Genomic DNA, 14,023 nt, shown 5'->3' on the forward strand with positions numbered 1-14,023 from the left:
AGTTTATATATCAAAATCGAGGAGGACGCTCTAGTGAAATATATTAAAGATCAGGAATGGGTCTTGAAAAGCTTAAATGAGAATCATGTCAGGATCATCGATTGCCGGTTTTCATTAGCCGAACCAGAAAAAGGCAAGCAAGAATACTTACAAGACCATATTCCAGGAGCAGTGTTCTTTGATTTAGAAAAAGATCTGTCCAGTCCAAAACAAACCTATGGCGGCAGGCATCCAATGCCAGTGCTAGAAGAATTTATCTCTAAACTTGAGAATGCAGGGATTGATGAAAACAAACTTGTAGTGGCCTATGATAATGGTGAAGGAGCGTATGCTGCCCGTTTTAGCTGGATGCTTCAATACCTCGGTCATGAAAATGTCTATGTGCTTGATGGTGGATATAAAGTTTGGGTAGAAGCATCTTATCCTGTAACCAAGGAAATTCCTGTCTTTGGAAAAACTGAATTCCATTTCCGGGTTCAACCTGAATTGCTGGCAACAACGGAAGAGGTAAGAGAAGTAGTTGAAAAACAGTTAACCAATAAAATCTTAATCGATTCGCGGGAAGAAAAACGCTTTTTAGGTATAGAAGAACCAATTGATAAAAAAGCTGGGCATATTCCTGGAGCAATCAATATGCCATGGATGAAAGGATTAAGTCACAGTCATTATAAGCCTGTTGAGAATCAGAAACAAAGGTTCGAAAATCTCGACCCTTCTAAGGAAATAATTGTATATTGTGGATCAGGGGTAACAGCTGCCCCTAATTACTTGGCCTTAAGAGAAGCTGGTTTTGAGAGAGTAAAGCTCTATGTTGGAAGTTTTAGTGATTGGATCTCATATGAGGATAATAAGATAGAATAATATTTTGGGGCAACTTATGTTATAATGGAAATCGTGTTGTTTTTAAACAGCCAAATAAGGAGGTCCAAAATGACGAATCAAAAACCTTCACTGATGCTTGTTGATGGAATGGCCTTGCTATTCCGTGCTTTTTACGCTACCGCAGTTACTGGACAATTTATGATAAATTCAAAAGGAACACCCACGAATGGAATTCATGGCTTTGTGAAGCATTTATTCACGGCTGTAAATTCTTTCAAGCCCACACATCTTGCCGTTTGTTGGGATATGGGAAGTAAGACCTTCCGTACTGAATTGTTTTCTGATTATAAAGGGAATCGTGGAGAAGCTCCGGTTGAGCTTATTCCGCAGTTTGATTTAGTAAAAGAGGTGGTGGCCTCTTTTGATATCCCAAATATCGGACTAGCTGGATACGAAGCCGATGATTGCATTGGAACCATTGCCAATCAATCGAAAGATTATGCTCATGTCTCGATTTTAACGGGTGATCAGGATATGCTTCAGCTGCTTGATGACAGTATTTCCGTAATTTTATTGAAAAAGGGCTATGGGAATTATCTTGTTCATACGCCAGAAACTTTTTTGGAAGAGAAGGGGATTACTCCTCGGCAAATGATCGATTTAAAAGCTCTAATGGGTGATACTAGTGATAATTATCCTGGTGTAAGAGGGATAGGAGAAAAGACAGCTCTAAAGCTCTTAAAGGAGTTCGAACATGTTGAAGGTATTATCTCCAATTTAGATCGCTTGTCCAAATCAAATAAGACTAAAATTGAACAGGATTTAGAAATGCTCCATTTATCGAGAATACTTGCTGAAATAAAATGTGATGTTCCCGTAAGTTGTGCCTTAGATGAGGCGGGCTTAAGAATTGAAAAAGAAAAAGCATTGAATAAGTTAATGGAATTAGAACTTCGTGGATTACAGCGCCTACTGCCAATAGACGAAGTGTTTGTTTCCTGAAAAAATGAGGTTGTCCATTTGAGACGACCTCATTTTTTTAGATTAATGAATAAGGTATGCCGGAATTTCCGCTTTTTATTTTGTATTTTTCTTTTTAGCGGCATTTTCCAATTTGCTTTTCGGTTCTTCGGCAAACTCGGCATCTTGACCATATCCTTGAGGATTAACCCCTGGTGCTTTCACGCCGCGATTTGCTTGACCATTTTTACCCATAATCGTTCACCTCCCACTTTTTTAGTATTTCCTGTTGGAATAATAAAACTCAGGAATTCGAACAATAGTAGCAGGGGTGATTTGATGAACAAAGGTGTTTATTTAGCGCTTTTTAGCATCGGACTAGCACAAGGAATGAAAATTCCGCTTCACTATATAAAAGAGAAAGAATGGCGCCCTGAACTATTCTTTGGAACTGGCGGGATGCCTAGTTCCCATTCAGCCGGGGTTTCTACTTTAACAACCTATATTGCCATGCAGCGTGGCCTGCCAACCTTTGATTTTGCCCTTTCCCTTATCTACGGATTAATTGTCATGTATGATGCACAAGGGGTTAGAAGGCAAACAGGTGAGTTAACCTTAAAAGTTAATTCCATGAATGAATTAATTGAAAAAATTCATAAAGAGGAAAGCGTTGAATTTAAACAGGACTCTCCAAAAAAGTTAAAAGAGATGTTAGGTCATGAACCGGAAGAGGTTGTTGGTGGAGCCATCCTAGGTGTTTTGGTGGGAGTCATTGGTCACTTATGTACAAAAAAGAATAGAAAATTACCAAAATTTAAGTTAAGATTTTAAAGGGATGTTCAGAGTTTGTTGGGAGAGGGATGGCAAAGTCAGTGGGAACAGTCGAAGATTATTTGCATCACCTGAAAGGAAAGGGTTTTCAATTCCAAGAGGATGCAATTGGGTTTATTTTCTTTGGGAAGCACTACACAAACGCTTCAGATGAAATGATCAATACGGCCATTGAGATGACTCTTAAAGCACAAAGAAGTTTTGATGGAAGTTTTTATGTATCATTATTGGAAACCTTAATTTCAAACAAAATCAGCACTAGAAAAGAAGCGATTCAATTTGTTAAAGAAAAGGAACTATTAGCGATATAAACATGAGAAAACTCCCTTTTAAAAGGGAGTTTTTTCATGAAACTTTATCTTCAATACTCTTACTTCTTTTAAGAAAAGCAATTTTTTGGGAGGGGAGTTCAGCAAATATCATGCCTGCAAAAATTAGGGAACAGCCTATTAAAGCACTATAGGATAATCGTTCTTGTGCCCAATAAAACCCTGTAATCGCAGCAAACACTGGCTCCATTGCAAAAATCAAGGCTACCCTTGTTGCTGAGGTATACTTTTGGAAATTGGTCTGAATTAAAAAGGCAAGCGCCGTCGCGAACAAGCTCGTGATGATTAGGGCAATAAGCACCTCTTGTCTAAATAGTATTTCAGGATTAAAAGACTTCCTCCAATCTTCAAAAAGGAAGGAGGATACGATTGAAAGAAAAGCTACAGTTGTAATTTGGATAATCGTTAACAGCAGTGTTGGATATTTATTGCTAAATTTACCAGTATAAATAATTTGAAGCGCGAAACTGATCGCACAAATGAAGACGAAGCCATCTCCCTTATTCAATGCAATTACATCAGTCATTGTCAGCAGAAATAAGCCAATCGTTGCTGTCAGCACACCGAAAACAGCATTTCTGGTGGGATACTGCTTTAATAACATCATCGAAAATAATGGGACGAGGACAACGCTTAGCCCTGTTATAAATCCTGCTTTAGAAGAAGTAGTATATAATAGCCCGATGGTTTGGGTAGCATACCCAAGAAATAACCAAAATCCGATGAAAACACCGGATAAAAGTAACTTTCTATCCAATTTTTTTAACTGCCCTTTGTCAAATAGGAAAAGGCAGAGAATTAATATTATGGCTGCAGCAAGAAAGCGAATGCCATTAAAGGAAAATGGTTCAAGGAAATCAATAGCATTTTGAACTAATACAAACGTTGTACCCCAAATAATGGTGACAAGGAGCAAACTTAAATCAGCAAATAAAGGTTTTTTCATGAGTTTCATTGCTCCCCGGGAAGATTTTTTCGAATCGCCTGCCGTGCTAATTCATCTGCAACTTTATTTTCAGCACTCGGAATCCATTTCATAAAAAATAAAGGAATTTGTTTGGATAAATGTAATGCGTGTTCAAGTAATGGGGTGTAAAGCTTATTTTTAACAAACTCTTTTTCAACGGCCTGATTTACTAATTGAGAATCCGTTCGAAAAGACAAAACGGAATCCTGAACCCCTTTTTCTAAACATATTTCTAATGCTTTAATAAATGCATGATATTCTGCTTCATGATTTGACATGTTTCCAAGGGGAATGGAATATTTTTCAGAAATGCCATTTCCTTTAATAAAAATCCCGGCTCCGCTTGGTCCAGGATTTCCAGCACTTGCCCCGTCAATATAAACTTCAATCAATTCTGTTTCCTCCATATGTGTACTAATGAAAGTTTATCATATTTCTTTTAAGGCAGAAAATATTTATTCTTATAACAACTATGAAGAAGTGGGTATGATAAGAATATATCAGAATAGGTTAGGATGAAGTGGTAAAATTGCCGAATAGGAATCGATTATTTTAAATGCCATTGAATTCTTTAAAGAAAGGTTGAAGACATTGAAATATCGGTTAGAGTGGATGTATAAAACAAAAACTAATGAAAAGGTACAGTTTTCCTCTGAATTGGTATCAGGTGAAACAGCGATACAAATCGGCGAGGAGCTTGAAAGTACTGGCAAAATATCGGATTTGTTTTTTTATGATGAGAAAGGCACCTCTTGGATCTTAAAGGAAATGAAAAAGTTGATGACTGAAATTGAAGAAGATCCACATGAAATAACCGTTTACTTTGACGGGGGCTTTCAAAAGGAAACAAATCAAGCAGGTCTTGGTGCAGTTATATTTTTTAAACAGGGAAGGAAGAAATATCGTATTCGAGCGAATGAGCGAATAGATGAATTAGAGACAAACAATGAAGCAGAATATGCTGCTTTTTATTATGCCTTGAATATTTTAGAAGATTTAGGGGTACATCATTTATCTTGTGAATTTAAAGGGGACTCCCAGGTTGTGCTAAAACAATTAGAAGGGGAGTGGCCATGCTATGAAGATACACTTAACAGCTGGCTTGACCGAATTGAGGGGAAAATTAAAGAGTTAGGTTTAATCCCAAAATATACGACGATTAATAGAAAAGATAATAAAGAGGCAGATAAACTGGCAACACAAGCATTAGCAGGAAAAGAAATATTTGCAAAAACATTAATTCTTTAGGAAAGGGGTGGGAAACTGTTGTGAAGGAAATCAACAGAAGAGAATTATTGAGTCATGTCGAATCTTTAATGGCTCATTACTGTGAAGGCTGCTTTTTACATCAACATATGAAAAAAGAAGGCGGGCGAAGATCAGCACACCGGTTTTGCATTTCCCAGTGTACAGTAGGGGAACAACTCCAGGAATTTGGGAAAAAATTAAGTTAATGCAATCACATAGTTCCTGCAAAAATATAAAGGCTGACGATATTCGTCAGCCCAAATTGGTTAATTTAGATTATAGTTTTACAACGTTAGCTGCTTGTGGTCCACGGTTTCCTTCAACGATTTCAAAAGAAACTTCTTGGCCTTCTTCTAAAGATTTGAAGCCTTCGCCAGTGATCGCGCTGAAGTGTACGAATACATCGTCGCCGCCTTCTACTTCAATAAAACCAAAACCTTTTTCATTGTTAAACCATTTAACTTTACCGTTTTGCATTTACTTCTTCCTCCTAAGCCTTTTCAAGCCACCCTTATGGTGCCAAAGATAAATATTATCATGTAGACAATCTGCACTAGTAAAATAATGCATATAGTAGATACATGATGCTTTAAATATACAATATTGAAAATTTACAGTCAAGGAAGGACTTAGGTTTTTTAGTGTATTTTTCATAGATTCTATGAAATTATTTAGATAATCGTTAGCAGGCACTAACATAAAACTACTTTTGCATCATATGTTTAAATAACCAATATACATGCAGGAGGCAGATACCATGTACCGATTTTCTATTGAAGGTGCGGAATGGATATTAAGATTTTCACCGCAAGTTTATATTGATTCAGTTGAAAAACAGGCGATATTAATGGCTCTGCTTCATATCGGTGCTGATTTAAGTAAATATTCTCATGGAAGCGCCTTTATCATTTTTACGAAAAAAGTTGGTGCGATAGTTTTCGAAGTTGAGAGAATTCCATCTTTAATATTAACAGTTTCAAATATTATCCCTGATGACAATTGGTATGATCATCCAAAGATTAGCACGTTAAAACAAATAATGTAATGTTCCTCAAGGGTGGCCATAAAAATGGCCATCCTTTTATTTATTCTCCAGCCGGCGCATTTGTCATCATTTTGTCAAGGAAAGTAATGGATGCCCAGTATTTTATCTCTTTACTAACGATGGATTTAATGGGTAAAATGGATTTCGGGATGCTTGTAAAAAAGGGAGCAATCACATGAAATTAATTATTGCCGAAAAGCCGGATCAAGGTTCGACCTTAGCATCAATCTTTAAACATAAAAAACAAAATGGTTTTATTGAAATTTTTTCAAATGATGTTTTTCCAGAGGGAGCCTATGTCACTTGGGCCATTGGACATATATGCCAATTAGTTTCGCCTGAAAAATATCAACAAGGCTGGAAAAAATGGTCTTTAGATCATTTGCCAATGATCCCCGAACAGTTTGAATACGAGGTAACAAAGGATAAGGCAAAACAATTTGCCATCATTAAGAAATTGGTCTCAGACCCAAGGGTTACTGAAATTATTCATGCAGGTGATGCGGGGCGCGAGGGTGAGCTAATTATCCGCAATATCCTCAGGCTGACTAAATGTCACAAACCCATGAAAAGGCTGTGGATTTCTTCGTTAACTGCCAATAGTATTCGAGAAGGTTTTCAGAAGCTCTTGGATGAACAACAGACAAGGAGTTTATATTTTGAAGCCTATACCAGGGCTTGTGCTGACTGGGTGGTAGGTATGAATGCTTCACGGCTCTATAGCCTCTTATTGCAAAAACAAGGCTTTTCCGATGTGTTTTCAGTTGGGCGAGTGCAAACCCCAACCTTAGCATTAATTGTTAAAAGAGAACTAGAAATAGAGAACTTTAAGTCTGAACCTTTTTGGGAGGTTCTAGCACATTTTAATATGGACGGAAAAAAGTACACAGGAAAATGGCAGAATGATGGCGAAACCCGAGTAAACAAAAAAGAGTTAGCAGAAAAAGTTGCGGCTTTTTGCAAGAATAAACCCGCTGAGGTTAGTGAGGTTCAATCAGAAAGAAAAGAATTTCTCCCTCCACTCTTATACAATCTTTCGGCTCTCCAAGCTGAAGCGAATAAACGGTATAAGTTTTCTCCAAAGAAAACTCTCGATGTTATGCAAAAGCTCTATCAAAAAGGAAATGTTTCATACCCTCGTTCCGATTCACGGTATGTAACGAAAGAGGAAGCTAATACTTTCCCAGATATTTTAAACAAATTAAGTCATTTGAAAGATTACGAAAGCTTCTTTCCTTTGCCAATAGAATCGATTTCAGAAAACAAACGCTATGTAAATGAAAAAAAGGTCACGGACCACTATGCAATTATTCCAACGGAACAAATCCCAATTGTGGAACGGCTTACTCCGGATGAAAAGAAAATTTATGATTTAGTCGTAACAAGTTTAATAGCTGCACATTACAATAAGGCGATTGCGGAGTATACTACTGTAACAACATTGGTAGATAGCAGGGCGGCATTTATCTCAAAAGGAAAGGTACAAATTGAAGAAGGCTGGCGAAAGGTACTGAAACCAAAAGATAATGATGATGAGCCTGCACTGCCAAAGTTAACAGAAGGTGAGCAAGGTAAAACAGATAAAGTGGAAGTGAAAGAAAGTAAAACTCAGCCTCCAAAACGTTATACCGAAGGTCAATTGATTACGTTAATGAAAACAGCAGGTAAGCATATTGATGATAAGGAACTTGAAAAAATTCTCACTAAAACTGAGGGTCTTGGCACGGAAGCGACGAGAGCAGGCATCATTACGATGCTAAAGGATCGCTTATATATTGAGGTCAACAAAAATTTAGTCTATGCCACAGCAAAGGCCAAAATCTTGATTGAAGCCATCGGCAAGGAGATTTTAGCTTCACCAGAGATGACCGCCAAGTGGGAACAGAAATTGAAGGAAATTTCCGAAGGATCTGCTGCGCCAAAACATTTCATGGAGCAAACGAAAAAGATGGTTTTTCATTTAATTTCGTCTAGTATAGACCAAGCGGCAAATTGGTCGTTTTCAGATGAAATGCGTGAAAATTTTGCACCAGGGAAGCAAAAGGGAAGAAAACAGTCATATACCAAACTAGGGCCTTGTAAAAAATGTGAGGGGTTTATGGTGGACAAGGGCAGTTTTTACGGCTGTTCCAATTACCAAAAAAATCATTGTGATTTTACTATATCTAAGAAGATTTTAGGTAAAAACATTACGCAAAAGAATATTAAGCTTCTTTTATCAGAAGGGAAAACAGAGCCGATTGAAGGGTTTGTTAATAAAGATAAAACTTTTAATGCCCGGCTTTATATAGACGAATCTGAAAAAAAGGTCAAATTTTTATTTGAACAAACGCCTCAAAATAAGGAAGTAATTATAGATAATTGATAAAGAGCCTTGTCACTATTTTTTTCTTATAGTACACTTTTAGTTGAGTAATTTTTTTGGAGGGTATGGGATGCCAACACCAAGTATGGAAGATTATATTGAACAAATATATATATTGATTGAAGAAAAAGGATACGCTCGGGTTTCAGATATTGCCGAAGCGCTGTCTGTACATCCCTCCTCAGTAACGAAAATGGTGCAAAAGCTTGATAAAGATGAGTACTTAGTTTATGAAAAATATAGAGGTCTTGTGTTAACAACAAAGGGTAAAAAGATTGGTAAACGCCTTGTCTTTAGACATGATTTGCTAGAACAATTCCTAAAAATCATTGGTGTAAAAGATGAAAATATTTATAACGATGTCGAAGGGATTGAGCACCATTTAAGTTGGGATTCCATCGATCGGATCGGTGACTTGGTTCAATTTTTTGAAGAGGATCAAAAGCGAATTGATGCATTAAATGAAATTCAAAAACAGAATGAAAATGAATAATAAAGCACCTAGCGGAATTACGCTAGGTGCTTTTAATATAAATCAGGGAATTGGTCAAAAGATTGGCTGCTCTCTGGTATTAAAGACATTTTCCCGTGTTCCTCAATCGCCTGGATCCCTTGGATTAGACCCTCTTCGGCCTCTTGTAACGCTTTTCGATACGAGATGATTCTACCCTCAGAAGTAACGAAGTTAATAATATCACCATTGTAATTGCGATGAAGTGCCACGATTGATTCCATTAAAACTCTCCCTTTTAGCTATTTTTTGGTGCTCTTACTTTTTCTATATTCTTTCTATTTTTACAAAAAATAAACTAAAAAAAGCATCGGAGGTTTAATTTCCGATGCTTTCTATTAACCCCAAAAAAAAGGAGTTTCTTGGTAGACATAATAATTGAGCCAGTTTGAAAAGAATAAGTGGCCATGGGACCGCCAGCGATTTATAGGAGGTTGCGTTGGATCATTATTTGGGAAGTAGTTTTCGGGAATATGGATTTCAAGCCCCTTCTTCACATCCCTTTCGTACTCCTGGGCAAGAGAATCTGATTCATATTCTAAATGTCCAGTAATCATCACATGCTTTCTGTCTTGGGATGCAATTAATAAGGCTCCTGCATCCTCGGAAGCAGCTAATAATTTTAATTGTGAATTTTTTTTAATTGCTTCAATCGAAACATCTGTATAACGAGAATGTGGCGCGTAAAACTGATCATCAAAGCCACGCAGCAAAATATCATTTTGTTCAAAAATCCGGTGGGCATAAATGCCGGAGCATTTTCTTTGTAATTCAAATTTCCCAATTCCGTAATGATAATGTAGTGCAGCTTGGGCTCCCCAACAAATATGTAGCGTCGAAGTGACATTTTCATTGGCCCAATCCATTATTTCTGTTAACTCTGACCAATATTTCACTTGATCAAATTCTAACAGCTCCACCGGGGCACCAGTAATAATCATCCCGTCAAATTTCAGGTTCTTCACTTGTGAAAAGGTCGTGTAAAATTGTTCGAGATGCTGTTTACTCGTATGGGTGGATTCATAAGAATTCGTTTTTAAAAAATTTACATTTACTTGTAAGGGTGAGTTTCCTAATAGTCGTAAAAGCTGTGTTTCTGCTCTTTCTTTTTCAGGCATTAAATTCAGAATAAGTATATTTAACGGTCGGATATCCTGAGCAATTGCACGTTCATTGTCCATGATGAAGATATTTTCTGTTTCAAGAATTTCCCTTGCTGGGAGAAGTTTTGGAATGTTAATTGGCAAGTGACCATCCCCTTTTTCTGGTTTAATTTCAGGTGTTTTACTTCATACTACATCCATTAATATAACTACTATATACGACAAAATGTCAATGAATATTTAAAATATTTAATAATAATATTATAAACATTATTGTAATTTCAGAAAAGATAATAATTTGTTCATAATTGGCAATCGGATTGAAAGCGCTTTTTTGATACAATGAAACCGTAGGTCAATTCTAATGCTGAATGCGGGGGATAAAGGTGGTATTGAAAACAATAGTGAAATCAGACATTGAAATTGCACAAGACTCAAAGATGAGACCGATTGTTGAAATTGCCGAAAAAATTGGTCTAGAAGCGGATGATTTAGAGCTCTTTGGTAAATACAAGGCCAAAATTTCTAATGAAGCTCTTGCTAAACTGAGTACAAAGGAAAGTGGGAAAATCATCCTTGTCACATCCATTAATCCAACACCGGCTGGCGAAGGAAAGTCGACCGTGACGGTTGGGCTAGCCGATGCTTTTAATAAGATTGGTAAAAAAACAATGATTGCCATAAGAGAGCCTTCCCTAGGTCCTACAATGGGTATTAAAGGCGGTGCGACTGGTGGTGGGTACTCACAAGTACTGCCAATGGAAGATATCAATTTACACTTTACTGGAGATCTTCATGCGATAACGACTGCAAACAATGCCCTCGCAGCATTAATCGACAATCATCTCCAACAAGGTAACGAACTTAACATTGATCAACGTAGAATTGTCTGGAAACGGGCGGTCGATTTAAATGACAGAGCCTTAAGAAAAGTAATCATTGGACTTGGCGGTCCTCTTCAAGGAGTGCCGCGGGAAGATGGTTTTGATATTACGGTCGCATCAGAAATTATGGCGGTTCTATGTTTAGCTGCAGACTTAAAAGATTTAAAGTTACGGTTATCACGGATGGTGGTTGCTTATAATTTTGATAAGAATCCGGTGACTGTTGGAGACCTAGGGGTGGAAGGTGCATTAACATTATTGTTAAAAGATGCGGTTAAACCCAACCTTGTACAAACAATTGAACACACGCCAGCACTAATTCATGGCGGTCCATTTGCTAATATCGCCCATGGATGTAACAGTGTAATTGCTACAACCACAGCAGCTAAATTAGCGGATTATGTTATTACAGAAGCAGGGTTTGGTGCTGATTTAGGCGCAGAGAAATTTTTACATATAAAATCGAGAAGTGCGGGTATTAAACCGGAAGCTGTTGTTATTGTTGCAACGATTCGTGCCTTGAAAATGCATGGTGGTGTAGCGAAGAGCGAGTTAGCAAATGAAAATATTCCATCATTAACGCTGGGCTTTGCGAACCTAAAGAAACACATTGAGACCATTCAGAGCTTCGGATTACCAGTTGTTGTGGCCGTTAACCAATTCATCACGGATACCAAGCAGGAGGTAGAAACATTACTTGAGTGGTGTAAAAGGGAAAATGTGCCTGTTGCCTTAACTGAAGTGTGGGAAAAAGGTGGAGCAGGCGGGATTGATTTAGCTAATACGCTTTTAGCTGTCATGGACAAGGAAAAAAATAATTTTAAACCGCTATATGACTTATCTGATCCGATCGAGAAAAAAGTTCGAACGATTGTTCAAAAAGTTTATGGCGGAAGCGATGTTGAATTTTCATCAAAAGCAAAAAAACAGTTAATTGATTTTGAAAAGTTTGGCTGGTCCCATTTGGCCGTTTGTATGGCGAAATCTCAGTATTCTTTATCTGATGATCCATCAAAGTTAGGCAGGCCAACGGATTTTAGTGTGACAGTCAGGGAATTAAAACCTTCAATTGGGGCCGGATTTATTGTTGCCTTAACAGGAGATGTCATGACGATGCCAGGTTTGCCAAAAAAACCAGCAGCTTTAAATATGGATGTCAATGGAAACGGGAATGCAATCGGGTTATTTTAAGAGGAGAGTCAAAAGTTTATGTTTGATCCAACCGCATTTGATAATATGAAAGTAGTGATTGAAGGGGCTCTTTATGATCTGGATATTAGTGGAGAAATCGTTATTACCGATCGAAACGATTCCGTTAATATGGCTAAAATGTCGCGAAAATTTGACATGACATTTCGATTACCCGAAAAAAAGGTAAAGGCAACAATTGAACTAAAATCAGGTCTGGTTAATTTAGCAGCCGAGCTTTTACCATCTATACAATCAGAGGAGCAGGCAGGATGTATGTTAAGTCTGAAATTTATTGCAGCCAAAGAGGAATCGGACTTAGACTATTCCGCACTCAAAGCCCTTCTATTGGATATTTGGGGACCGACCAGAATAATAAATCAAAATGTTCTCTATGACCCGTTAAGTATTGACCCAGCTCATTCTCTTATAATAACGATTGAATTTGACAGACTGATTCATGAAGACCAAATTGAGGACTTAGTCGAAATGACGGAGTTTATTATCACAACGTTAAAGAGACTAAACGAGGAAATTAGTTGAAAATCCAAAACCAGCTTTTTATATTGGAAGCTGGTTTTGTTATTGTTCCTATAATATTTACAATATTCTAATTTTTATGTACGATTAATTTACATACTTATTTAAAATGATTAAAAAGGGGAGATGACGTTGGTCAAAACGGCATGGGTTACAGATAGCACTGCCTATTTAGACGATGAATTAAGAAATCATCCGGATTTATATACAATACCCTTAACAATTTTACTTGATGGAGAGGAATATTCAGATGGGATTGACTTAACACCTGCCCAATTATTTGATCGCTTAAAGCAGCTTAAAAATCCTCCAAAAACATCACAGCCTTCTATTGGGGCATTTCAGGCACTATACGAAAAATTGTCAGCGGATTATGATCAAGTGGTTGCCGTACTTTTATCTGGAAAGTTAAGTGGTACGGTATCTTCAAGTGAGCAGGCAGCAAAATTGGTAGATATTCCGGTTACCACGTTAGATTCTAACATTCTTACTTATCCGATGACAGCCTTGCTTAAAAAGGGAATAGCCTTACTAGAAGCTGGTGCTAGTCTTGAATCGGTAGTCAATCAACTTGAAACAATTAAGAAAACGAACGAGACATATGTGCTTGTAGGAAGTTTAGAACAACTCCACCGAAGTGGCAGAATGTCAGGCTTGAAATTCTTTCTTGGCAGTATGCTTAATGTTAAACCAATTATATCCATCGTAGACGGAGCATTGAATGTAAAAGAAAAAGCAAGAAGCGAGAAAAAGGCGAAAGAGAAAATATTGGATTATTTACGATCATCCTATCAGCAGCATCACTTTAAAGAAGTATATATTTTATATGGATTACATGAGGAACAGGCTTCCAATTGGGAAAATGAAATCAAAAAGGAATTTCCTGAATTAGAGATAGTACATTGCCCCTTAGGAGCGGTAATCGGTGTACATGCAGGTGAAAATACGCTGGGGATTAGCTGGCACAATGGGTTGAAATAACTTTTTCTTGAACGGAGCATACTAATTTTGCATTTAATTTTAAATGAGAGGAAGATGCACAATTAGTAAGCAGGGTAGACAAAATGCGAATCAAACAAGAGAGCAAATTGAAAAACAAGACAAACGAAATGATATCGAACTCGGCAGTGAATTTCAGATTGGTAATACCAAATCGCAAAGTCAGAAAAAAAGTGGACGTCAAGCAAATAAAAAATAATCCCGTTTCTTCGAGGGCACTGAAAAACCTTC

At 37.3% G+C, this 14,023-nt stretch carries 19 protein-coding genes; 12 read left to right on the top strand and 7 right to left on the bottom strand.

Translation table 11 applies throughout. The features are described 5' to 3' along the window. The first annotated feature begins 33 nt into the window (after nt 1-33). Nucleotides 34-861, top strand: a complete 828-nt coding sequence (locus tag COJ96_RS01290) for a sulfurtransferase (RefSeq protein ID WP_098571197.1) — start codon at nt 34-36, stop codon at nt 859-861. A gap of 69 nt (nt 862-930) precedes the next feature. Beyond that, nucleotides 931-1,824 carry a 5'-3' exonuclease gene (locus COJ96_RS01295; protein WP_098571198.1) on the top strand — a complete coding sequence of 298 codons (894 nt, stop codon included), beginning with the start codon at nt 931-933 and terminating at the stop codon, nt 1,822-1,824. A 75-nt stretch (nt 1,825-1,899) separates the two neighbouring features. Here the strand turns inward: COJ96_RS01295 and sspL are convergent, their stop codons facing one another. Next, nucleotides 1,900-2,037 carry a small, acid-soluble spore protein L gene (gene sspL / locus COJ96_RS01300; RefSeq protein ID WP_026563862.1) on the bottom strand — a complete coding sequence of 46 codons (138 nt, stop codon included), beginning with the start codon at nt 2,035-2,037 and terminating at the stop codon, nt 1,900-1,902. An 84-nt stretch (nt 2,038-2,121) separates the two neighbouring features. Between sspL and COJ96_RS01305 the strand changes: the two genes are divergently transcribed. Together COJ96_RS01305 and COJ96_RS01310 are read left to right on the top strand one after the other, a co-directional pair. Then, entirely contained in the window at nt 2,122-2,613 is a 492-nt protein-coding gene (locus COJ96_RS01305) for a divergent PAP2 family protein (protein WP_098571199.1), read from the top strand. A 29-nt stretch (nt 2,614-2,642) separates the two neighbouring features. Next, nucleotides 2,643-2,924: a DUF6123 family protein gene (locus COJ96_RS01310; protein WP_257148371.1), complete on the top strand. Its 282-nt coding sequence runs from the start codon at nt 2,643-2,645 to the stop codon at nt 2,922-2,924. Between the two features lie 34 nt (nt 2,925-2,958). Here COJ96_RS01310 and COJ96_RS01315 read toward each other — a convergent pair whose 3' ends face one another. Together COJ96_RS01315 and COJ96_RS01320 are read right to left on the bottom strand one after the other, a co-directional pair. Beyond that, a complete protein-coding gene (locus COJ96_RS01315) occupies nt 2,959-3,888 on the bottom strand; it encodes a DMT family transporter (RefSeq protein ID WP_098571200.1) in 930 nt (309 codons plus the stop codon). 5 nt (nt 3,889-3,893) lie between these two features. Next, nucleotides 3,894-4,301 (bottom strand): reverse transcriptase-like protein, encoded by a 408-nt coding sequence (locus COJ96_RS01320; RefSeq protein WP_098571201.1) that lies wholly within the window; start codon nt 4,299-4,301, stop codon nt 3,894-3,896. A gap of 199 nt (nt 4,302-4,500) precedes the next feature. On the opposite strand from COJ96_RS01320, the gene COJ96_RS01325 reads away from it, so the two are divergent. Both COJ96_RS01325 and COJ96_RS01330 read left to right on the top strand, forming a co-directional pair. After that, the gene (locus COJ96_RS01325) at nt 4,501-5,157 is read left to right on the top strand and encodes a reverse transcriptase-like protein (protein WP_098571202.1); all 657 of its coding nucleotides are present in this window, start codon (nt 4,501-4,503) and stop codon (nt 5,155-5,157) included. Nucleotides 5,158-5,177: 20 nt separating this feature from the next. Continuing rightward, nucleotides 5,178-5,363 carry a zinc-finger domain-containing protein gene (locus COJ96_RS01330; RefSeq protein WP_306460573.1) on the top strand — a complete coding sequence of 62 codons (186 nt, stop codon included), beginning with the start codon at nt 5,178-5,180 and terminating at the stop codon, nt 5,361-5,363. A gap of 70 nt (nt 5,364-5,433) precedes the next feature. Here COJ96_RS01330 and cspD read toward each other — a convergent pair whose 3' ends face one another. Continuing rightward, nucleotides 5,434-5,634: a cold-shock protein CspD gene (cspD, locus tag COJ96_RS01335; protein WP_026563856.1), complete on the bottom strand. Its 201-nt coding sequence runs from the start codon at nt 5,632-5,634 to the stop codon at nt 5,434-5,436. 280 nt (nt 5,635-5,914) lie between these two features. Between cspD and COJ96_RS01340 the strand changes: the two genes are divergently transcribed. The 3 genes from COJ96_RS01340 (at nt 5,915) to mntR (ending at nt 9,060) form a co-directional block, all read left to right on the top strand. Then, nucleotides 5,915-6,202 carry a hypothetical protein gene (locus tag COJ96_RS01340; protein ID WP_098571203.1) on the top strand — a complete coding sequence of 96 codons (288 nt, stop codon included), beginning with the start codon at nt 5,915-5,917 and terminating at the stop codon, nt 6,200-6,202. Between the two features lie 175 nt (nt 6,203-6,377). Then, nucleotides 6,378-8,567, top strand: coding sequence for a DNA topoisomerase III (locus tag COJ96_RS01350; protein ID WP_098571205.1), 2,190 nt, complete (start codon nt 6,378-6,380; stop codon nt 8,565-8,567). Between the two features lie 70 nt (nt 8,568-8,637). Next, nucleotides 8,638-9,060, top strand: a complete 423-nt coding sequence (gene mntR / locus COJ96_RS01355; RefSeq protein WP_026563854.1) for a transcriptional regulator MntR — start codon at nt 8,638-8,640, stop codon at nt 9,058-9,060. Nucleotides 9,061-9,092: 32 nt separating this feature from the next. Here the strand turns inward: mntR and COJ96_RS01360 are convergent, their stop codons facing one another. Continuing rightward, the gene (locus COJ96_RS01360; RefSeq protein ID WP_098571206.1) at nt 9,093-9,302 is read right to left on the bottom strand and encodes a DUF3892 domain-containing protein; all 210 of its coding nucleotides are present in this window, start codon (nt 9,300-9,302) and stop codon (nt 9,093-9,095) included. A 114-nt stretch (nt 9,303-9,416) separates the two neighbouring features. After that, nucleotides 9,417-10,325, bottom strand: coding sequence for a homoserine O-acetyltransferase MetA (gene metA / locus COJ96_RS01365; protein ID WP_098571207.1), 909 nt, complete (start codon nt 10,323-10,325; stop codon nt 9,417-9,419). 227 nt (nt 10,326-10,552) lie between these two features. Here metA and COJ96_RS01370 point away from each other — a divergent pair, with 227 nt between their 5' ends. The 3 genes from COJ96_RS01370 (at nt 10,553) to COJ96_RS01380 (ending at nt 13,774) form a co-directional block, all read left to right on the top strand. Further along, a complete protein-coding gene (locus COJ96_RS01370) occupies nt 10,553-12,256 on the top strand; it encodes a formate--tetrahydrofolate ligase (protein ID WP_373561646.1) in 1,704 nt (567 codons plus the stop codon). A gap of 18 nt (nt 12,257-12,274) precedes the next feature. Then, nucleotides 12,275-12,796: a hypothetical protein gene (locus COJ96_RS01375; protein ID WP_098571209.1), complete on the top strand. Its 522-nt coding sequence runs from the start codon at nt 12,275-12,277 to the stop codon at nt 12,794-12,796. A gap of 129 nt (nt 12,797-12,925) precedes the next feature. After that, a complete protein-coding gene (locus COJ96_RS01380; protein ID WP_098571210.1) occupies nt 12,926-13,774 on the top strand; it encodes a DegV family protein in 849 nt (282 codons plus the stop codon). A gap of 62 nt (nt 13,775-13,836) precedes the next feature. Here the strand turns inward: COJ96_RS01380 and COJ96_RS28985 are convergent. After that, the coding region (locus COJ96_RS28985; protein WP_218936490.1) for a hypothetical protein at nt 13,837-14,023 on the bottom strand (187 nt) is incomplete at its 5' end.

It is taken from the genome of Bacillus sp. AFS073361, assembly GCF_002567005.1.
Classification (GTDB): domain Bacteria; phylum Bacillota; class Bacilli; order Bacillales; family Cytobacillaceae; genus Neobacillus.